Genomic DNA, 20,759 nt, shown 5'->3' with positions numbered 1-20,759 from the left:
CAGATAGAAACCTCAATCAGGCAGAACGCAAGGCCGGCCCGTCGGCCTTGCTCGCCCGGTCCCGAACGACGACGCGATTTCGCCCGGCGCGCTTTGCCGCATAGAGTGCTGCGTCGGCTTCGGCCAGCACATCGTCGAGACCGGTGCCGTTTGTTCCGCCAAAGCCGATGCCGCCGCTGACTGTGCTTCGCAACGGACCGAGTTGGGTGGCCACGACTTCCGTGCCGAAGGCGACGCTGATCTTGCTCGCAATGTCATAGGCCTTCTCTTCCGTCATCCGCGACATGACGAGCACGAATTCCTCGCCGCCCAGTCGGAAGGCGTCGACGCCGGTTCTGGCGTACTTCCTGATGACGCCGGCGAAGCGGCGCAGGACCTGGTCGCCGACCGGGTGACCGAATACGTCGTTCGTCCTCTTGAAATGGTCGAGGTCGAACATGGCGACGGACATGAACGGGCCGAAGACCCGCTCGCCGTAGAGTGCCGTCAACGCCCGCCGATTCATCAGCCCGGTCAATGGATCGGTCATCGTCTCGGCCTTCAATTCGATTTGCGCCTGCAAATGGTGCAGGGAGAGCGTCAATGCGCCGAGCCCGGTCATGCAGGCGACGGCCACGACGGAATTCACCCGCTCGGCCCAATTGTCGGGCGCGACACCCAGCACCCATTGGCCCTTGACCAGCAGGACCGCGCCGCAAAGTCCGAACGACAGGGCACAGACGCCGCTCAGGAACGAGACGACCAGCAATATCCGGCGATCGTGACCACCCTCAATCCAGAACATCGCCCCGATAAGCGAGAGCAGCGCCGTTACCGTCGCGTAGGTGACAATGAAGCCGACACCATCAAACCCGAGATACGTCGCACCCGCGCAAACAGCCATCGCAGCCAAGGTCGGCAAGATGGCCCGCCTGTAGTCGCGCATGCTGAGATATTGCATGGCCGACAGGCAGAGAATCAGGAAGCCGAGGCTGAGAAGCACAAGCACGATCTGGCAAAGCCAGGCGCTTGGATCCCTGGTGTAATGCCAGAACAACACGACATGTGCGACCAGCACGAGAATGCCGCAGGCCACCGTCAGCACAAAGCGTGCCTGTGGCGCGCTGAACCAGATCGCAAACATGGTGATGCTAAGGCACGTGCCCGACAGCGCCGCCGCGAGCAAGAGCGAACTGTAATCCAACATGCTTAAGCGACAGCCTCTTGAGGGTTCCACTGCATTCTAGGTCAGCGACAGTTCGCGGATATCGTTTTTCAGCCAACCTTGCGGCGTAACCTTCGGACAAGGTTTACAAAGCGTCGATGCTCCAGGCTTCGACCCCATTTCCGCCGCTTGGCTGTCGAATGGTTTTGCAGTAAGAGGCTCTATCCTCGAACGTAACAGGAACCTCCGTCGCCTGCCCGCGAAAAGCGTGGCAGTATCGGATGGTGATTCGCAGCATCGGAATCCAGGATCGGCATGGACGACAATAACGATCTTTTCGCCAAATTCGACAAGCAGCCGCAACCGGCTCGCGCCGCCGCGCGCCCGGCCGACCCGCTGGTGCAGGCGGCGAAGCGGCCGGCGCCCCGCGACGCCAGCGAGAGCTACAGTGCCGCCGATATCGAAGTGCTGGAGGGGCTGGAGCCGGTGCGCCGCCGCCCAGGCATGTACATTGGCGGCACCGACGACAAGGCGATGCACCATCTGTTCGCCGAGGTCATCGACAATTCGATGGACGAGGCGGTCGCCGGCCATGCGACCTTCATCGATGTCGAGCTTTCCGCCGACGGATACCTGTCCGTAACCGACAACGGCCGCGGCATTCCGGTCGATCCGCACCCGAAATTCAAGAAGCCGGCGCTCGAACTCATCATGACGACGCTGCATTCAGGCGGCAAGTTCGACAGCAAGGTTTACGAGACGTCCGGCGGCCTGCACGGTGTCGGCGTTTCCGTGGTCAACGCGCTGTCCGACCATCTCGAGGTCGAGGTCGCGATTGGGCGCAAGCTCTATCGCCAGCGCTTCTCGCGAGGCGTTCCGGTGACCGGCCTGGAGCAGCTCGGCGAGGTGCACAACCGCCGCGGCACGAAGATCCGCTTCCATCCAGACGAGCAGATTTTCGGCAAGGGTGCTGCTTTCGAGCCGGCGCGGCTCTACCGCATGGCGCGGTCAAAGGCCTACCTGTTCGGCGGTGTCGAAATCCGCTGGACCTGCGATCCCTCGCTGATCAAGGAAAAGGACACGACGCCGGCCAAGGCAGAATTCCATTTTCCGGGCGGCCTCAAGGATTATCTGAAAGCCTCGCTCGGCGACGAATTCCAGGTGACCCGTGAAATGTTTGCCGGCAAGAGCGAGAAGCAGGGCGGTCACGGTTCGCTCGAATGGGCGGTGACCTGGTTCGGCGGCGACGGTTTTATCAATTCCTATTGCAACACCATCCCGACCGCGGAGGGCGGCACGCATGAGGCCGGCTTCCGCAACGTCCTGACGCGCGGCTTGCGCGCTTATGCCGACCTGGTCGGCAACAAGCGCGCCTCGATCGTCACTTCCGAGGATGTGATGATCTCGGCGGCGGGCATGCTGTCGGTGTTCATCCGCGAACCGGAATTCGTCGGCCAGACCAAGGACAGGTTGGCGACGATCGAGGCGATCCGCATCGTCGAAAGCGCTATCCGCGACCCGTTCGACCATTGGCTGGCCGACAATCCGCAGGAAGCTTCGAAACTGCTCGAATGGGTGATCGCGCGCGCCGACGAGCGGGTGCGCCGCCGCCAGGAAAAGGAAGTGTCGCGCAAGAGTGCGGTGCGCAAGCTGCGCCTGCCCGGCAAGCTCGCCGACTGCACGCAGAATGCCGCCGCCGGTGCCGAGCTGTTCATCGTCGAGGGCGATTCGGCCGGCGGTTCGGCAAAGCAGGCGCGCGACCGCGCCAGCCAGGCGGTGCTGCCCCTGCGCGGCAAGATCCTCAACGTCGCCAGCGCCGGCAACGACAAGCTTGCCGCCAACCAGCAGATATCCGACCTCATCCAGGCGCTTGGCTGCGGCACGCGCTCGAGATACCGCGACGAAGACCTGCGCTACGACCGGGTCATCATCATGACCGATGCCGACGTCGACGGCGCCCATATCGCCTCGCTGCTGATCACCTTTTTCTACCAGGAGATGCCAAGCCTGGTCCGCGGCGGCCATCTCTATCTGGCGGTGCCGCCGCTCTATTCGATCCGGCAAGGCGGCAAGGTCGCCTATGCCCGCAACGACGCGCACAAGGACGAACTCCTGCGCACCGAATTCACCGGGCGCGGCAAGGTCGAAATCGGCCGCTTCAAGGGGCTGGGCGAAATGATGGCCGCCCAGCTCAAGGAAACCACCATGGACCCGAAAAAGCGCACGCTGCTGCGGGTCGACGTTATCGATGCCGAGGCGGCGACCAAGGATGCGGTCGACGCATTGATGGGGACCAAGCCCGAGGCCCGTTTCCGGTTCATCCAGGAACGCGCGGAATTCGCCGAGACGGAAGTGCTGGATATCTGAGCTCCCGCCGCTAGCTTGGCCTTCTGAGCTGGAGACGAGCACTTGACCTGGGCGCGGCTGAAGGACGATATCGGCACGCGGATCGATGGCCTGACGCGGCCGACGCGCTCGGACTGGATCTTTGCCCTGCGCACCGTTTCGGCCGGCCTCATCGCGATTTTGGCCGCCTATGCGCTGAAGCTCGACCACCCGCAATGGGCGATGATGACGGTGTTCATCGTCGCACAGCCGGTCGCCGGCATGGTGCTGGCGAAGGGGTTTTATCGTCTCCTCGGCACGCTTGCCGGCGCGCTGCGGCGATCGGCATTACCACTGTTTTCGATGCCAACCCGTGGTTGCTGGTTGCAGTTCTTGCCGTCTGGACCGGCATCTGCTCGCTGGTCTCGTCGCTGCTACGCAATCCGGAAGCCTATGGCGCGGCGCTTGCCGGCTACACCGCGATGATCATAGGCCTGCCGGCTTTCGGCCAGCCGCACCTCGTCATCGATCTCGCCGTGGCGCGCTGCGCGGAAATCGTGCTTGGTATCGTCTGCGCTGCGCTGACCAGCCGGCTGATCCTGCCGAAACTGGCCGCCGACGCCATCATCTCAAGACTGAAACGCAGCATTCTCGACCTGGCGGCCTATGCGGACGGCGCTTTTTCCGGCGGCGATGCGGAAAAGCTTGCCGGGCTGCACCGCAAGCTGATCGGCGACGTCCAGACGCTCGGCGAGATGCGCACTTACGCAAGGCTGGAGGGGCCGAGCCTCGCCACCCGCGCCTATCCGGTCCGGCGTACCATCGGCCAGCTTCTGTCGGCCCTGTCAGCGGCGCGTGCGCTGCATGCCCACGCCGCGCCGAAGAATGCAGCCCTCATCCCCGTTCGCGCCGAGTTGCAGGCCGTTGTCGGCGAACTGGTAGCCAAGCCGGGCGCGCTGGACGATACGGCGCCCTGGGTGGCGCGGCTCGACGCAATCGCCGGCAAGGCGCGACAGATGCCTGACATCGCGGCCGGGCAAGACATTGACTGGGCTGGCACTGTCACCCGCCTAACCATTGCCGCCGACTTCGCCGAGGCAATGCAGCAAGTGCTGCGCGGCCTGGATGCACTCCGCTCTCCCCCGTCTCGTGCCAGTCGCGAACGGCGGCAGCCAGCGCTGGTGGTGCACCGCGATTACCGTGCGGCATCGCGCAATGCCGTGCGCGCAGCAATCGCCACGCTCCTGGTCGCCGGCTTCTGGCTGGCGACGAAATGGTCGGACGCGACCGGCACGGTCATTCTGGTCGCCGTCGTCTCCAGCTTGTTCGCCGCGCGCGCCGATCCGATCCGGTCGGCATGGAACTTCTTCGAGGGCACGTTGCTCGCCCTGCCGTTCGCGTTTGTGGTCGGGCAGATAGCACTTCCAGCGCTGCCGGGCTTTGGCTGGTTCGCGGTTTTCGTCGTCCCGATCCTGGTGCCAGCGGCACTGGGCATGGCCAATCCGCGCTACGTCGGCGTGGCAACGGCCTTTGCCATCAATTTCCTCGCCTTCCTCAGCCCACATCAGGTCATGACCTACGATCCGGAGCCATTCCTCGCCAATTCGGCATCGGTCCTTGTCGGCATTCTTCTGGCGATCGGCGTCTTCGCCGTCGTGCTGCCCGCCGACCCCTGGGTTACAGTCAACCGCATCCTGCAAACCATGCGTGAAGATCTTGCACGCCTTTGCCTGCACGACCGCCTGCCGCGGCGATCGGCCTTCGAAAGCCTTGCCTACGACCGGATCAACCAGTTGATGCCACTGCTGCAGAACGCCGGCAAGAAAGGCGACGCGGTTCTCGGCGGCGGCATAGCTGCGGTTACCGTCGGCCTCGAAATCCTACGGCTGCGCAACGCGCAGCAAAGTTCCGCGATCCCGCCTGAAACAGCACTTTCCATCGCCAATTTCCTGCGCGGTCTGGCACGCGAGCTGCTGTTCAGGCGCGTCGGCGAGCCGCAGACGGCGACCGTCGCAGTCGCCAGGCAGTATGCAGCAGGCATCGCGGAGCGCAGCGTCGCGGCCGAAATGCTGCAGATCGCCGCTTCGCTGCGCATCATTGCCGCCGCGATCGAGGATTTTCCGGATTTTTTCGCGAAGGACCGGGTTTAGGCAGCAGCGATCGCCAGCGCATGCCCGCGTGCGTTCTCGCGCAGCGCGTCGAGATGGATCGATTTGACCAGCCCGGCGAGATCGCCTTCGGCGGACTGTCCGCCCAATTCCTTCAGCATCAGCCAACTGACTTCCTGGACGCCGGCGAGGCGTTTGCCATTGGCGACCTCGCGCCAGACCTTCAGCGCGCGCAGAATGATGGCGTGGGTGGCGGCGGCAAGCCCGGCGCTGCGGAACAGTGCCTGCAACGCTATGTCATGCCCGCCGGCCAGCAGTGCTCTCACCCGTTGTTCGGACTGTTGGCTGAGCGCGACCAGCGCCGAACCAAAGAAGTCGACCTTGCCGTGCGCAATGGTGCGGACGACGAAGCTTGCGGTCAGGTCGCCGCGCAGGCGCAGATGTTCGACAAGTGCTGTATGTTCCTCTGTCCGCGTGCCTTCGATCAGCGTCACCGAAGCCTTGATGCAAGCATCGCGCGTGACGCGCTCGGCCCTGGCGGCGCCCATCAGTGCCAGCACCAGCGGCGACCCCTTGAGCATCTCCCCGAGCTTGACCAGCAGCATATGCCGGCAGTCGGCGGGCAGGCGCGCGTCGGCAATCAGCGCTTCGCGCACTAGAGGCAGATGGCCGTGCCGCTCGGCCATGCGGCGAAAGCTGACGGATGCGATGTCGGCGCCGCTGTTGGCGAGCAGCGTGGTGCAAGCCTCCGGCTCACCGATCTCGGCGATCGCCGCCGCAACCGACATCGAGACACGCGGCCGGTCGGCGATCACCCTCTGCGTCGCTTTCTGGCCGCCGGCAACCCGATCGATCAGGTCGGCATCGGTGAGCAGCGGCGAGCGCGCCAGCACCAAGGCTGCGACTTCCGGCTGGTCCGAGGCCAGCGCGCTGACGATCTGCGGCGGCGCATGATGGCTCATGGAAAGCGCGTCGGCGATCGCCAGCCGCACCTTCGACGATGCGTCATCGAGCAGCAACGTCAGCGCCGCCTCGGCAGCGCAGCGGTCCTCGAAAGGCAGCTCCGAGTCGACATAGGCGCGAGCCAGCGCGCTTGCCGCCGCAGCACGCTCCGACACCTTCGCCGTATGGATCCATTTCAGGAAATGCGAAACGACCATGTCGCCTGCTTACGCCCCTTGCCAGAACGCTTCTGGTCCCTGTCGAGACCGTAGGCACAAATGGTTTACGAACGGTTCACCATGTTCGTTAACTGGCTTGCGAGCCCGGTATGCAACGCCTATCAACCCTTAAGCAGCGGAGGAGATCGACCATGGCCGGACTTTACCTTGAGGAGTTCGCTGTCGGCCATGTGTTCAAGCACACGCTGCGCAAGACCGTGACCGAAAGCGACAACATGTTGTTTTCGGTGATGACGCTGAACCCGCAACCGCTGCACATCGATTTCGACTTCGCGGCGAAGAGCGAATGGGGCAAACCGCTGGTCAATTCGCTGTTCACGCTGGGCCTGATGATCGGCATCTCGGTCAATGACATCACCGTCGGCACCACCATCGCCAATCTCGGCATGAAGGAGACGGTGTTTCCACATCCCGTCTTCCATGGCGACACCATTCGCGTCGAGACCACGGTGGTTTCGGTGCGCGATTCCAGGTCGAAACCGGACCGCGGTATCGTCGAGTTCGAGCACCGCGCCTATAACCAGAACGATGTGCTGGTTGCCAAATGCACGAGGCAAGCCATGATGGTGAAAAAGGCATAGCCGATGCGTTCTCTGCTCTTCGTTCCCGGCGATTCGGAAAAGAAGCTGGAGAAGGGCTTTGGCGTGGGCGCCGACGTGGTCATCATCGATCTCGAGGACTCGATTGCTGCGCAGAACAAGGGGTTGGCGCGCGACACAGCGGCGCGTTTTATCGCCGCGCACAGGCACCGGACCAGCTCCGCGATCTATGTTCGCGTCAACGATCTTTCGACCGGACTGACCGACGACGATCTGGCGGCGCTCGTGCCGGTGAAACCAGACGGCATCATGCTGCCTAAGTCGAACAGCGGACTGGATGTCCAGCATCTCTCGGCCAAGCTCAGGGTGCACGAAGCCGAAGGCGGCCTGCCGGATGGCGCGATAAGGATCCTGCCGATCATCACCGAAACCGCAGCCGGCGTAATGGCCGCTGCAACCTACGCCAAGGCAAGCGCGCGGCTTGCCGGCCTCACTTGGGGCGCGGAAGATCTGTCGGCGGCAATCGGCGCACGCGCGACGCGCGACGGGAACGGCCGCTACACGGATGTGTTCCGCTTCGCCCGCACCATGACCATGCTTGCCGCAAGTGCCGCGGAAGTCGCGGCGATCGACACCGTCTTTCCGGACTTTCGCGACATGGCCGGCTTCGAGGCCGAATGCACTGAGGCCGAGCGCGACGGCTTCACCGGCAAGATGGCGATCCATCCGGCGCAGGTGCCGGTCATCAACGCCGCCTTCACACCTTCGGCGCAAGCGGTGAAAAGCGCCCTGGCGATCGTCGAGGCGTTCGAGGCGGCAGGAAATCCCGGCGTCGTCGGCATCGACGGCAAGATGTACGATCGGCCGCATCTCAAGCTCGCCGAACGGCTCCTGGCGCGAGCCAAGGCAGCGGGGCTTGACGCTTAGGGTCTGTTCCGCGCGAAAATTATCCCACCCACGGCCCCGAATAGTCGGCATAGAGCTTTGCCGGATCGGGCCGCGGTCGTTCCGGCGCTGGCCCCTGGTAGGAGCCGATATGGACGAAGCCGACGACCCGCTCATGCGGCGCCAGGCCGAGGATCGCCCTGCCCTCGGGCACGTCGGAATACCAGTTGCTGATCATGTTGGTGCCGTAGCCCAGCGCATTGGCGGCAAGCATCAGGTTCATCGCCGCCATGCCGCCGGACAGGAACATCTCCCATTGCGGGATCTTTGGATTTTCCCTGGGGATAGAAATCACGCCGATGACCAGCGGCGCCCGCGAAAAGCGCGCCAATTCCTGGTTGCGCCGGCCTTCCGGCAGCGGCCCTTCGCGCTGTTCGGCAAGTTCTGCCAGCTTCTTGCCGATCTCGATGCGGGCCTCGCCGCGATAAAGGATGAAACGCCAAGGCTCCAGCCGGCCATGGTCCGGCACCCGCGAGGCGGCGGCGATCATCGTCGCGATCTCCGCATCGCCCGGTGCCGGTTCTTTCAAATCCGGGATCGGCGCGGAATTTCGGGTCAGCAGAAGATCGATGATCGGCGACGCCATGGGCGCAAGTCTCCTGGAATTTGAGCTGAAGCGCACCATCGGGACATCGGGCGGCTTGGGCATTGGCGCGGCGCGCCGGACAAAGAGCCCTGTAGCAGAAGCCGACCGGACTCTTAAGCCTTGAAATTGCCACCGCCTTGGGCTTCAACGCAAGGCATGTTTGAGGGGACATTGCGTCTTTTCCTGATATGGCTCGCTGCCGCACTGTTGATGGTGCCGGTTTCGCTTGCCGTCGCCCAGGATGTGGACGGCCTCGGCGAGCTGAAGCTTCCCGGAATTTCGGGCTATGCGCCTCCGAAAAGCGAGACATCGCTGGCATTGGGCAGCAGCGGGGCGATCACGCTGTCGGCGCAATTGACCGACAAGGGCGCCGACATCACGCGCGGCATAGTCTGGCGCGTCTTCAAGCCCGAATCGGCCAGCGACGGCAAGCTGCCGATGGTCGCCTCCGCTCATGGCGGCACCGCCATATTCCAGCTCGAGCCGGGTTCGTATCTGGTCCACGCCTCCTACGGGCGGGCCGGCGCCACCAAGCGCATCACCGTCGGCAAGGAAGCCAAGCGCGAGAGCCTCGTGCTCGATGCCGGTGGCCTCAAGCTCGATGCCGTGCTGTCCGGCGGGGTACGCATACCGCCGAAGAAGCTGCGCTTCTCGATCTATGAGAGCCACGCCGCGGCCGATGGCGATCGCGCCCTGATCATACCCGATGTCGAGCCGAACAGCGTCGTGCGGCTCAATGCCGGCACCTACCACGTCGTGTCGACCTATGGCGCGGTGAACGCGGTCATCCGCTCCGACATCCGCGTCGAGGCCGGCAAGCTGACCGAAGCGACCGTCGAGCACCGTGCCGCCGAGATGACCATGAAGCTGGTGCGCGAACCAGGCGGCGAGGCGATCGCCGACACCTCCTGGTCCCTGCTCAACGAATCCGGCGATCCGATCAAGGAAACCGTCGGCGCCTTTGCCTCGATGGTGCTGGCCGAGGGCGACTACACCATCATCGCCAAGAACCGCGACCGCATCTACCAGAAGGATTTTACGGTGGTGGCTGGGCACAACCAGGACATCGAGGTTCTGGCCACCGAGGCTTCGGCCATCGATTCCGAGGAAGGCGCCGACTGAGGCGCGCCCCTCTAGGCTGCTTTGCGCATGCGTCGCGCCAGCAACTGCGCGCGGCCACGCGGTACGGCCGAAGGCAGGTCGAAGACGCAGCGGTGAAGGCGGTCGAGCAAGATCTTGTGGTCGCGCAGCGGCTTCCAGTTCGTCCCACTCCAGCACGTCGCCGATGCGCACGTCGATCGATTTTGCCGGATAGGCTCGCGGCGTGGCAGGCATATGAAAATGGCGGTGGATCGCTCCACCGCCATTCGTTGCTGGTCGGCTGGTTCAGGCCGCGCGGCGCTTGCGGTCGGGTGTCACCGCCTCATCGGCAAGCAGCTTCACGGCGGCTGCGAGGCCGAGTGATTCCTGGTCGCGCGACCCGAGACGACGGATATTGACCGTTTCTTCCTCGGCCTCGCGCTTGCCGCAGACGAGGATGACCGGCACCTTGGCCAGCGAATGCTCGCGGACCTTGTAGTTGATCTTCTCGTTGCGCAGATCGGCTTCGGCGATCAGCCCCGCCGCCTTCAGCTGCGCGACGACCTTTCGCGCGTAATCGTCGGCATCGGAAGTGATCGTCGCCACCACCACCTGCAGCGGCGCGAACCAGAGCGGGAAATGGCCGGAATAATTCTCGATCAGGATGCCGAGAAAACGCTCCATCGAGCCGCAGATGGCGCGATGCACCATCACCGGCTGCTTCTTTTCCGAATCCGAGCCGATGTAGAAGGCGCCGAACCGTTCCGGCAGGTTGAAATCAACCTGCGTGGTGCCGCATTGCCAGTCGCGGCCGATGGCGTCCTTCAGCACATATTCGAACTTCGGCCCGTAGAACGTGCCCTCACCCGGATTGACGCCCGTCTTGATCCGGTTGCCCGACCGCGCGGCGATCTTGTCGAGCACGTCCTGCAGCACGCCCTCGGCATGATCCCACATCGCGTCGGTGCCGACCCGTTTTTCGGGGCGGGTCGCCAGCTTGACGGTGATTTCGTCGAAGCCGAAATCGGCATAGGTCGAGAGGATCAGATCGTTGATCTTGATGCACTCGTCGGCGAGCTGTTCCTCGGTGCAGAAGATGTGCGCATCGTCCTGGGTAAAGCCGCGCACGCGCATCAGCCCGTGCAGCGCGCCGGACGGCTCATAGCGATGCACATTGCCGAATTCCGCAAGTTTTACCGGCAGATCGCGGTAGGATTTCAGCCCGTGCTTGAAGATTTGGACGTGACCGGGGCAGTTCATCGGCTTCAGCGCAAACACCCGGTCGTCGTCGGTGTCGTCGCCAGCAACCGTCACCTTGAACATGTTGTCCCGGTACCAGCCCCAGTGGCCTGACGTCTCCCACAGGCTCTTGTCGAGCACTTGCGGCGCGTTGACTTCCTGGTAGCCCTGCTCGTCGAGGCGGCGGCGCATGTAGTTGACCAGGTTCTGGAACATCCTCCAGCCCTTGGCGTGCCAGAAGACGACGCCAGGGCCCTCCTCCTGGAAGTGGAACAGGTCCATCTCGCGGCCGAGCTTCCTGTGATCGCGCTTCTCGGCTTCCTCGAGCATCGTCTGATAGGCATCGAGCTGGGCCTGGTCGGCCCAGGCCGTGCCGTAGATGCGGGTCAGCATCGGGTTGTTGCTGTCGCCGCGCCAATAGGCGCCGGCGACCTTCATCAGCTTGAAGGCGTTGCCGATCTGGCCAGTCGAGGCCATATGCGGGCCGCGGCAAAGATCGAACCAGTCGCCCTGTGCATAGATCTTGAGGTCCTGATCCTCGGGGATGGCGTCGATCAACTCGAGCTTGTAGCGCTCGCCCTTGTCGGCAAAGATCCTTTTCGCCTTTTCGCGCGACCAGACCTCTTTGGTGAACGGCTTGTTGCGCGCAATGATCTCGCGCATCTTCTTCTCGATCACCGGGAAATCGTCGGGCGTGAACGGCTCGTTGCGGGCAAAATCGTAGTAGAACCCGTTTTCGATCACCGGCCCGATGGTCACCTGCGTTCCCGGCCAAAGTTCCTGCACGGCTTCGGCCAGCACATGGGCTGCATCGTGGCGGATGAGCTCCAGCGCACGCGGGTCCTCGCGGGTGATGATCTCGACCTTGCCGGACTTGCCGATCGGGTCGGAAAGATCGCGCAGCGTGCCGTCGATCGAATAGGCAACGGCCTTCTTGGCCAGCGACTTCGAGATCGATTCCGCCAGGCCGGCGCCGGTCATCGCCGCGTCGTAATCGCGAACGGAACCATCGGGAAATGTCAGGGAAACGGAATTCAACATAAGATTCTCCTATCCAGTCCCGCAAACGAGCGCGGGTGGTGAAATGCATGTCGCCCAAGACTGCTTAGCGGTTTTGGGGCTACGACATGCATCAGTAAGAGCCGGATGCGTCCGGCGGCGAGCGGTCTTTTATGGGCAGTTTTCGGTGCCGTAAAGCCGGATGTAGGTCACCTGAGGAGATTCGGCAGATCTTTCAGGAACATCGCCCGCGTCTTGAGCCCCTTTGGCGTGTCGGAACGTTTCGTATCGACTACCAGGCGGGCAAAGACGATCTTGCGAGCATCGGTCTGCGCACAGCCGACAAACCAGCCAAGCGAGCGCTTGTCGGCGCTGTCGCCGAGCCTGGTCGTTCCGGTCTTACCCTGCACCGTCCAGCCGCCTGCCCGGAAGGTCGGGACAATCGCGCTGGTCATCGCATGGGCCTTGTCCGAGACCGGCAGTTTCCGCGCCAGCAGCTTGCGCAGGAAATCGACCTGCTCGACCGGCGATATCTTGAGCGAAGAATTCACCCAGGAATGGGTGGGGCCGTCATTCTTGCCGGCAGTGCCGGAGACTTCGGTGTTACCATAGTCCAATCTGGACACATAGCCGGCAAACTGTTTGCTGCCGAGCCGGCGCGTAATCTCGCGTGAGAACCAAAGGACCGAATCCCTTTCCCAGATCGTCGGGTCGACGGTCTTGCGGTCCCGTTTCGGGGCATTGAACTCTGCCTTGTACTCCCAGCTTGGCGTATGCTCGTCGCTCAGGATTCCAGCATCATAGCCGATCAGCGCCAGCGGAACCTTGAATGTCGAGGCGGGGCTGAAGCGCTGATCGCAGGTCCCTTGGCGATACAGCGTCTCGCCGCTTGCGGCGTCGACGATCAGCGTGCATTCGACGTCCCCGAGCGGCGCCGATTGCGCACGGATCGGAAAACCCATCAGCCACGCCAGGACATAGAGAACCACGGCGAAAACGAAGGGAAGACGATCTATCCGGCGCATTTGGTAATCTCTCCTGAAGGGTGTCAGGAGCGGCTTAGCGAGGTGTCTTGTCTCGATTTTGTCTCAAATGCGCTATGTCAGCGCAAGCTGCGGTTAACCCTAACAGATCGTAAAAAGCGATCCCTTTGTGCACCGCACAGCTGCGGTCAACTGTCCAGGTCGCCACGTTTTTTCCCGATCCGCCAGTACCGCCATGGCGTGAACCAGAGGTAGCGATCAGCCAGTGCCTCAGGCACCCGGTCGATGCCGTGCGTGCCGAACGGTCCGCAGCGCAGCACCCGGAAAAACCCCATCCAGCCGCCGGCCCACAGCCCGTGGCGGGCGATCGCTTCGTGCGCGTATTCGGAACAGGTCGGCAGATGCCGGCAGGAATTGCCGACGAAGCCGGACAGCGTCAGCTGGTAGAGTCGGACAAGCGACGTGCCGAAGACGCGGCCCGGCGTCTTGCGCCACGGGCCGGGCCAATTGCGTCCTTGTCGAATCGGTCTGGCGCCGTGCGCTTGCCGATGTTGGCCGACCACCGCAGTCTCCACATCGCGTTTCCCTACGCGATAGATGTGCGCATCGGGCCAGGAACGCAATGCCGTTCCGGCAATCCGGTCATGGCCTGGTACGGCGAACCGGGTAGTGGTCGGGCGTCGGCCTTCGACATACGGCGACGCTGGTCGGCGGCCTCTCCTCGCACCAATCCCTATGCGGTTTCTCGTCGTACCACTGAAACGTCGCGATCCGCGCGACATCGCCTAGAATGTTGAGAAACTGGATCATGGCGGCACTCCTTGAGCACCGATTAGAGCGCCGCTGGCCTTGCTCTTCAAACGAGTATAACGTCCACGTCAGATAACTCTGAGTTATGCGAATGAAGCGCGGACACCTCCCCCTGACGGCCCTCAGAAGCTTCGAAGCAGCCGGTCGTCACCTGAGCTTCAGCCGTGCGGCCGAGGAGCTTTATGTTTCGCAGGCGGCGATCAGCCGACAGATCCGCGAGCTCGAAACCTTCCTGCGCCAACCTTTGTTCTTCCGCCATCATCGCCGCGTCGAGTTGACCGACACCGGCCGGCGGCTGCTCGATCAGTTGGTCAGAAGTTTCGAGGGCATCGACAGGCTGCTTTCGGAATTGACGGCAGCCCCGACGCAGTCCGTGGTACGTGTCAGCGTCGAGCCATCGCTTGCATCCGTATGGCTGGTGCCGCGGCTCAACCGGTTTCGCGAGTTGCGACCCGACATCGACGTTTCCCTTGAGGTCGACCCGAGGTTGATAGAGTTTCGCAGCGATCAGCCCGAACTTGCCCTACGTTTCAGTGCGCACGCCAACTCATGGCCACGCAGCGAAGCCGAACAGCTTGCCGCGGTCGTCGATTCCCCAGTTCTGTCGCCGGCACTTCTTGCATCCGGCCCAGCTCTGGAAAAGCCGATCGACCTTGGTCGCTATACATTGCTGCACGAAGAAAACCGTCAGGCTTGGGCGCGCTGGTTCGAAGCGGCGGGCGTGACGGCTGATGCCGTGCCTGCGCGCGGCCCGATGCTGGCCGATGCTTCGCTTTCGAAGCAGGCAGCCTTGCTTGGACATGGTGTCGCGCTGGGCGATCTTTTGCAGATCGGCGAAGAACTTGCGTCCGGCGCGCTGATCAAGCCTTTCGACATCGACGTCGCGTCGGGCGCCTATTGGCTAGTGGCCAGAAGGCTGAATGACCTTTCCGAGCCAGCCAGGGCTTTTGCCGAGTGGGTCCGGGCGGAATTCGCCGAAAGCCGGCGTTTTCTCGCCAAGGTTTAAGCCGCCTCTTCCGCCCGCTTCTTCTCGATCTGGCCGATGGCATCGACCACTGCGTCGAAGGTCAGCATGGTCGAGGCGTGGCGCGCCTTATAGTCGCGCACCGGCTCCAGGTATTTCAGGTCGGCGAAGCGGCCTTCGGGCGGCGGGCCATTTTCCTTCAGCATCTTCAGCATCGTCTCGCGCACGCTGCGCAATTCTTCTGCACTGGCGCCGACGACATGCTGCGCCATGATCGAAGACGACGCCTGGCCAAGCGCACAGGCTTTCACGTCATGCGCGAAATCGCTGACGACGCCGTCATCCATCTTCAGATCGACGGTCACTGTCGAGCCACACAGTTTGGAATGTGCTCGTGCGGTTGCGTCGGGCCGGTCGAGCCGGCCGATCCGTGCGATATTTCCGGCAAAACCCAGAATTTTCGCATTGTAGACATCGTCGATCATATTTTTCCAATCCGTCGCCGCCCAGCGAACAGCGATTGCCGCTCTGGCGTCTTCCTTTCGCTCGGCACGAACATATATAATGGCGGTAGTCGGGTATCGACAAGGCGACCACAAACCTCGTCATGCCCAAATCTGTTCACGCCACTTACGGGCTGGAAACCGGGCGAGTTTCTAACACCCGAAAGGTCGTGGTCCGTTCAACTCGTTCCTCCTGAGAGAGGAACTACGGGAGACGCCTTTATGGACGCCGTTATCAAGAAACTCATGCCGCAGTCGGCCTATATGGAAAAGCCGGTCACCGACCGGCCAAGCGAGGCCGAAGTCGAAGCCGCGGTGCGCACCTTGCTGCGCTGGACCGGCGACAACCCTGACCGCGAGGGTCTGATCGACACGCCGAAGCGCGTCACTAAGGCGTTCCGCGAAATGTTCAACGGCTACGACATGTGTCCGGCCGAGGAACTCGGCCGCACCTTCGAGGAAGTCGCCGGCTACGATGACCTCGTGATCGTCAAGGACATCACGTTCCACTCGCATTGCGAGCACCACATGGTGCCGATCATCGGCAAGGCGCATGTCGGCTATCTGCCGGACGGCAAGGTCGTCGGCCTGTCCAAGATCGCCCGCGTCGTCGACATCTTCGCCCATCGTCTGCAGACCCAGGAAGCGATGACGGCGCAGATTGCCGGGGTCATCCAGGACGTGCTCAATCCGCGTGGCGTCGCCGTCATGCTCGAGGCCGAGCATATGTGCATGGCCATGCGCGGTATCCGCAAACAGGGCTCCACCACACTGACCTCGACCTTCACCGGCGTCTTCAAGGATACACCCGAAGAGCAGGTCCGCTTCGTCACCATGGTGCGCGGCGGCGGAACTGATCAGACCCGCCCCACCTTAGTTAAATAAGGACCGGCGAATGTCGGCATTGGAGTTCCCGAAAGCTCCCTCAGACAAGAAGGCGCTTGAGGAAGGCACGGTCCTTTCGCCGCGCTTCGATGCCGGCGGCCTCGTCACCGCCGTCGTCACCGATGCCGAAGACGGCATGCTGCTGATGGTCGCGCACATGAATGCCGAGGCGCTGGCGCTGACGCTCGAGACCGGCATCGCGCACTACTGGTCGCGTTCGCGCAACGCGCTGTGGAAGAAGGGCGAAACCTCGGGCAATGTCCAGGAGGTTGTCGAGATGCTCACGGATTGTGACCAGGACGCGATATGGTTGCGCGTCAAAGTGCTGGGTCACCAAGCAACTTGTCACACCGGCCGACGTTCATGCTTTTATCGGACGGTGGGGCTGAGCGATGGCAAAGGGACACTTGCCAGCGACGGCAGCAAGCCGCTGTTCGATGCGGAAAAAACGTATCGAAAGCGCAATACACCATCAATATGAACCATTCGCAGCACTTCAGCCACGTATATTCATGATTTCGATACGGCCCGCCTATAGGATGGCCGTGGGACAAGGGAGATTGTGATGCTCGACTGGGCGTCATTGCGCAACAGACCTGACGTTCGGGAGGCCAATGGCCTCTCCTCGGCCGCGGGCGCATCCGAAACCAAATCTCCGGGCAAAACAGGGATTTCGCTGGCATTGGGCGGCGGCTGTGCGCGCGGCTGGGCGCATATCGGCGTGCTGCGCGCGCTTGACGAAGCCGGCATCGAAGTGTCGATGATCGCCGGCACCTCGATCGGCGCGCTGGTCGGCGGCTGCTATGTTGCCGGCAAGCTTGACGAGCTGGAAGAATTCGCGCGCAGCCTGACCAGGCGGCGCATTTTTGGCCTTCTCGACCTCAATCTACGCGGCAGCGGCCTGTTCGGTGGCATGAAGCTCGATGCGCGGCTGCGCGAGCACATAGCCGGCATCCGCTTCGAGGACCTGCCAAAACCATTCGTCTGCGTCGCTTCGGAAATCCGCACTGGCCATGAGATCTGGCTGTCGAGCGGCTCGTTGAGCACCGCAATGCGCGCCTCCTACGCGCTGCCCGGCGTGTTCGAGCCGGTCGCCTGCAATGGGCGTGTGCTGGTTGACGGCGCACTGGTCAATCCGGTGCCGGTCTCGGTCTGCCGTGCCTACGAGCAGCCGCTCGTAGTTGCGGTGAACCTTCACTACGATCTGTTCGGCCGCGCCGCGGTGATCAAGCACAATGCCGGCGAGCTGGTCATCGAGAAAGACGCGCCGAGGGCCGGCCACGCCGATCCTGAACGCCAGTCACGCGAGACGCGGCTCGGCATTACCGGCGTCATGGTCGAGGCCTTCAACATCATCCAGGACCGCATTTCGCGCGCCAGGCTGGCCGGCGACCCGCCGGACATATCGCTGCAGCCGAAGCTCAGCCATATCGGCCTGACCGAATTCCACCGCGCCGACGAAGCGATCCGTATCGGCTACCAGGCAACGATGGCGCAGATCGGCGACCTGACCCGGCTGCAGACCGTCCTCGCTTAGGCAGGGCGGCAGCGAGCTCTCAGGCAAGCGCCGCGTCGACGATACGAAATTGCACCGTGCGGTTGCCGTTCCAGTGGTTGCCCGACAGCGAGCCGGCGACATGCACCGGCTTACCCCTGTTCTTGAACAGGAATTCGCCAAGAGCCGTGTCGACGGCGCGAAAGGCGATCGCCTGGATGCGGCCGCCGCTTTCCGACTGCAGGTCGGCGCGGATGTGGTTGGTGCCGACCGCCCGCGCATCGACAAGCCGGTGGCGCGGCAGCGCGAACACCGGCGCAACATGCCCGGCGCCGAACGGCCCTGCCCTCTCAAGCGCATCGAGCAGCGCAAGCGTCGCGCCCTCGGCGGCAAGCGCGCCGTCGATCGCCAGGCTCTCCTCGCCTTGCAGGCGGAACACATCCACCGCCGTGCGCTCTTCGAAGAAAGCCCTGAGTTCGCCGAGCTTCGCCCGCTCGACAGTGATGCCGGCCGCCATTCCGTGGCCGCCGCCCTTGACGATAAGTCCGGCATCGGCAGCCTCGCGCACCAACCGGCCGAGGTCGAAGCCAGACACTGAACGGCCTGACCCCGTGCCGACACCATTGGCGTTGAAGGCGATGGCAAAGGCCGGCCGTCTTGCATGGTCCTTGAGCCGCGAGGCAAGCAGGCCGACAATGCCCGGGTGCCAGTTGCTGCTGGCTGTGACCACGATGGCCGGACCATTGCCGCCGGCAAGCTCGGCATCGGCCTCTGAGCGCGCCGCGGCCAGCATCTCCTGCTCCATCGACTGCCGCTCCTGGTTGAGCCGATCCAGCGTCTCGGCGATGGTGCGGGCTTCGACCGGATCGTCGGTTGCAAGCAGGCGGCTGCCAAGTGCTGCGTCGCCGATGCGCCCGCCGGCGTTGATGCGCGGACCGATCAGAAAGGCCAGATGGAAAGTGTTGATCGGCTCGCCGATACGCGAGACCCGCGCCAATGCCGCCAGCCCTTCGTTCCTCTGCTGCCGCGCAACCTGCAGCCCCTTGACAACGAAGGCGCGGTTGATGCCGGTGAGCGGCACCACGTCGCAGACGGTGCCAAGCGCTACCAGATCGAGCAGGCCAAGCAGGTCCGGCGGTGCGGCATCCGGCAGGCGGCTGCGCAGAATCTTCGCGGTCTGCACCAGGCAAAGGAAGACGACACCGGCGGCACAAAGATGACCTTGGCCGGAAAGGTCGTCCTCGCGATTGGGGTTGACGACCGCAGTCGCCGCCGGCAACGGCCCGCCGACCTGATGGTGATCGAGCACCACGACGTCGGCGCCGACGGCCTTCGCCGCGTCGATGGAAGCAGCACTGTTGGTGCCGCAATCGACGGTGACGATCAGCGTCGCGCCGCGCGAAACGAGTTCGCGCATCGCTTCCGGATTGGGGCCGTAACCCTCGAAGATGCGGTCCGGTATGTAGATCTCCGACGGCACCGAGAAATGTGCGAGAAAGCGCTTGAGCAGCGCCGATGAGGCGGCGCCGTCGACATCGTAGTCGCCAAAGATCGCCACCTTTTCCCTGGCCATCACCGCCTGGGCGATGCGAGAGGCGGCCTTGTCCATGTCGGTCAGCGATGCCGGGTCGGGCAGCAGGTTGCGGATGGTCGGATCCAGAAACCGCTCGGTCTGCTCGGCGGTGACGCCACGCCCGGCCAGCACGCGTGCCACGATGTCAGGCACGCCATACCCTTGCGCGATGGCGAGCGCGGCCATGTCCTGCCGCTCGGTCAGCCGGTGTTCCCAGGAAACGCCGGTGGCCGACTGCCTGACATCGAGGAAAAAGCGTCTTTCCCCCGTCACGTGACGCGCCGTCTGCAATTTGTCATTGCGCACAGTATGCAACGGCTAGCTGAGTCGAAATCAAAACTTTTCCAGATCCTGGTGCCTGGCCTTGATTTCGCGCACGGTCCGCGATGACGATCGCAGGACGATCGTGTGCGTGGTGATGAAATTGCGGCCGAACTTGACGCCAGCCAGCATATTGCCGTCGGTGACGCCGGTCGCGGCAAACAGCACGTCGCCGCGTGCCATGTCTTGCGTGTGGTAGATCCGTTTAGGGTCGGAGATGCCCATCTTGGCGGCGCGCGCCAGCTTTTCCGGCGTATCGAGGATCAACTTGCCCTGCATCTGGCCACCGGTGCAGCGCAAGGCGGCAGCTGCGAGCACGCCTTCCGGCGCGCCGCCGGTGCCGAGATAGATGTCGATGCCGGTCTCGTCCGGGTCGGTGGTATGGATGACCCCGGCGACATCACCATCGCCGATCAGACGAATTGCGGCTCCGGTCGCCCGCACGGCTTTGATCAAGGCGCCATGGCGTGGCCGGTCGAGAATACAGGCGGTGATCTCCGCCACCGGCACGCCCTTGGCCCTGGCCAGGCTGGCGATGTTTTCGGCCGGCGAGGCATCGATGTCGATGATGCCGTCGGCATAGCCCGGGCCGATCGCGATCTTGTCCATATAGACGTCCGGCGCGAACAAAAGGCTGCCTTTTTCGGCAATGGCGATAACGGCCAATGCGTTGGGCAGGTTCTTGGCGCAGATCGTCGTGCCTTCGAGCGGATCGAGCGCTATGTCGACAGCCGGGCCTTTGCCGGTACCGACCTCCTCGCCGATATAGAGCATCGGCGCCTCGTCGCGCTCGCCCTCGCCGATCACCACCGTGCCGTTGATGGCAAGACGGTTGAGCTCCTGCCGCATGGCATCGACCGCGACCTGGTCGGCGGCTTTCTCGTCGCCGCGTCCGCGCAATCTGGCGGCCGCGACCGCGGCGCGTTCGGTGACGCGCACCAATTCCATGGTCAGTATCCGGTCGAGGCCGGCGACAATGTTCTGGGCCACATTCATCGATGGACAATCCTCGTTGGCAGTTTAGCCTCCCGCCAGAGACGCGCTTCTTGTGTCAAAGCCCCGTGACAACAGCAAGACCT

At 63.4% G+C, this 20,759-nt stretch carries 18 protein-coding genes and 1 pseudogene; 9 read left to right on the top strand and 10 right to left on the bottom strand.

What is annotated here, in order from left to right:
- Nucleotides 1-16: 16 nt before the first annotated feature.
- Nucleotides 17-1,186 (bottom strand): GGDEF domain-containing protein, encoded by a 1,170-nt coding sequence (locus NKI67_RS27065; protein ID WP_352647823.1) that lies wholly within the window; start codon nt 1,184-1,186, stop codon nt 17-19.
- A gap of 273 nt (nt 1,187-1,459) precedes the next feature.
- Between NKI67_RS27065 and parE the strand changes: the two genes are divergently transcribed.
- Nucleotides 1,460-3,511 (top strand): DNA topoisomerase IV subunit B, encoded by a 2,052-nt coding sequence (gene parE, locus NKI67_RS27060; RefSeq protein ID WP_352647821.1) that lies wholly within the window; start codon nt 1,460-1,462, stop codon nt 3,509-3,511.
- Between the two features lie 42 nt (nt 3,512-3,553).
- Nucleotides 3,554-5,619: pseudogene (locus NKI67_RS27055) on the top strand (FUSC family protein).
- On the opposite strand, the gene NKI67_RS27050 reads toward NKI67_RS27055, so the two are convergent.
- Entirely contained in the window at nt 5,616-6,737 is a 1,122-nt protein-coding gene (locus NKI67_RS27050; protein WP_352647820.1) for a DUF2336 domain-containing protein, read from the bottom strand. The pseudogene NKI67_RS27055 and the gene NKI67_RS27050 sit on opposite strands and share 4 nt — an antisense overlap.
- Before the next feature lie 110 nt (nt 6,738-6,847).
- Here NKI67_RS27050 and NKI67_RS27045 point away from each other — a divergent pair, with 110 nt between their 5' ends.
- Both NKI67_RS27045 and NKI67_RS27040 read left to right on the top strand, forming a co-directional pair.
- Nucleotides 6,848-7,339: a MaoC family dehydratase gene (locus NKI67_RS27045; protein WP_502909365.1), complete on the top strand. Its 492-nt coding sequence runs from the start codon at nt 6,848-6,850 to the stop codon at nt 7,337-7,339.
- 3 nt (nt 7,340-7,342) lie between these two features.
- Entirely contained in the window at nt 7,343-8,224 is an 882-nt protein-coding gene (locus NKI67_RS27040) for an HpcH/HpaI aldolase/citrate lyase family protein (protein ID WP_352587953.1), read from the top strand.
- A 19-nt stretch (nt 8,225-8,243) separates the two neighbouring features.
- Here the strand turns inward: NKI67_RS27040 and NKI67_RS27035 are convergent, their stop codons facing one another.
- Nucleotides 8,244-8,828, bottom strand: a complete 585-nt coding sequence (locus tag NKI67_RS27035) for a nitroreductase family protein (RefSeq protein WP_352568828.1) — start codon at nt 8,826-8,828, stop codon at nt 8,244-8,246.
- 156 nt (nt 8,829-8,984) lie between these two features.
- Between NKI67_RS27035 and NKI67_RS27030 the strand changes: the two genes are divergently transcribed.
- The gene (locus tag NKI67_RS27030) at nt 8,985-9,950 is read left to right on the top strand and encodes an RgsD C-terminal domain-containing protein (protein ID WP_023678874.1); all 966 of its coding nucleotides are present in this window, start codon (nt 8,985-8,987) and stop codon (nt 9,948-9,950) included.
- Nucleotides 9,951-10,214: 264 nt separating this feature from the next.
- On the opposite strand, the gene thrS is transcribed toward NKI67_RS27030, so the two are convergent.
- The 4 genes from thrS to NKI67_RS27010 form a co-directional block, all read right to left on the bottom strand.
- The gene (gene thrS, locus NKI67_RS27025) at nt 10,215-12,188 is read right to left on the bottom strand and encodes a threonine--tRNA ligase (RefSeq protein WP_352568830.1); all 1,974 of its coding nucleotides are present in this window, start codon (nt 12,186-12,188) and stop codon (nt 10,215-10,217) included.
- A gap of 167 nt (nt 12,189-12,355) precedes the next feature.
- Nucleotides 12,356-13,171 carry a class D beta-lactamase gene (blaOXA, locus tag NKI67_RS27020; protein ID WP_352568831.1) on the bottom strand — a complete coding sequence of 272 codons (816 nt, stop codon included), beginning with the start codon at nt 13,169-13,171 and terminating at the stop codon, nt 12,356-12,358.
- Between the two features lie 146 nt (nt 13,172-13,317).
- A complete protein-coding gene (gene yidD / locus NKI67_RS27015; RefSeq protein WP_352454656.1) occupies nt 13,318-13,692 on the bottom strand; it encodes a membrane protein insertion efficiency factor YidD in 375 nt (124 codons plus the stop codon).
- A 79-nt stretch (nt 13,693-13,771) separates the two neighbouring features.
- Nucleotides 13,772-13,939: a hypothetical protein gene (locus tag NKI67_RS27010; RefSeq protein WP_352647815.1), complete on the bottom strand. Its 168-nt coding sequence runs from the start codon at nt 13,937-13,939 to the stop codon at nt 13,772-13,774.
- Nucleotides 13,940-14,030: 91 nt separating this feature from the next.
- On the opposite strand from NKI67_RS27010, the gene NKI67_RS27005 reads away from it, so the two are divergent.
- Complete coding sequence (locus NKI67_RS27005) at nt 14,031-14,945, top strand: LysR substrate-binding domain-containing protein (RefSeq protein WP_352568833.1); 915 nt, start codon at nt 14,031-14,033, stop codon at nt 14,943-14,945.
- Here the strand turns inward: NKI67_RS27005 and NKI67_RS27000 are convergent.
- The gene (locus NKI67_RS27000; RefSeq protein WP_023678879.1) at nt 14,942-15,388 is read right to left on the bottom strand and encodes an iron-sulfur cluster assembly scaffold protein; all 447 of its coding nucleotides are present in this window, start codon (nt 15,386-15,388) and stop codon (nt 14,942-14,944) included. The two genes, NKI67_RS27005 and NKI67_RS27000, sit on opposite strands and share 4 nt — an antisense overlap.
- A gap of 240 nt (nt 15,389-15,628) precedes the next feature.
- Here NKI67_RS27000 and folE point away from each other — a divergent pair, with 240 nt between their 5' ends.
- The 3 genes from folE (at nt 15,629) to NKI67_RS26985 (ending at nt 17,828) form a co-directional block, all read left to right on the top strand.
- Entirely contained in the window at nt 15,629-16,291 is a 663-nt protein-coding gene (gene folE / locus NKI67_RS26995; RefSeq protein ID WP_023678880.1) for a GTP cyclohydrolase I FolE, read from the top strand.
- Nucleotides 16,292-16,301: 10 nt separating this feature from the next.
- Nucleotides 16,302-16,772 carry a phosphoribosyl-AMP cyclohydrolase gene (gene hisI / locus NKI67_RS26990; protein ID WP_352568834.1) on the top strand — a complete coding sequence of 157 codons (471 nt, stop codon included), beginning with the start codon at nt 16,302-16,304 and terminating at the stop codon, nt 16,770-16,772.
- An 84-nt stretch (nt 16,773-16,856) separates the two neighbouring features.
- Nucleotides 16,857-17,828, top strand: coding sequence for a patatin family protein (locus tag NKI67_RS26985; RefSeq protein ID WP_023678882.1), 972 nt, complete (start codon nt 16,857-16,859; stop codon nt 17,826-17,828).
- A 19-nt stretch (nt 17,829-17,847) separates the two neighbouring features.
- On the opposite strand, the gene recJ is transcribed toward NKI67_RS26985, so the two are convergent.
- Together recJ and glpX are read right to left on the bottom strand one after the other, a co-directional pair.
- Nucleotides 17,848-19,632, bottom strand: a complete 1,785-nt coding sequence (gene recJ / locus NKI67_RS26980; RefSeq protein ID WP_352647813.1) for a single-stranded-DNA-specific exonuclease RecJ — start codon at nt 19,630-19,632, stop codon at nt 17,848-17,850.
- Between the two features lie 60 nt (nt 19,633-19,692).
- Nucleotides 19,693-20,676: a class II fructose-bisphosphatase gene (gene glpX / locus NKI67_RS26975; protein WP_352647812.1), complete on the bottom strand. Its 984-nt coding sequence runs from the start codon at nt 20,674-20,676 to the stop codon at nt 19,693-19,695.
- Between the last annotated feature and the right edge of the window lie 83 nt (nt 20,677-20,759).

The organism is Mesorhizobium sp. M0408, assembly GCF_040321495.1.
Taxonomy (GTDB): domain Bacteria; phylum Pseudomonadota; class Alphaproteobacteria; order Rhizobiales; family Rhizobiaceae; genus Mesorhizobium.
Note: the sequence above shows the minus strand (reverse complement) of the source record. Positions and strands in the feature narration are given on the sequence as shown.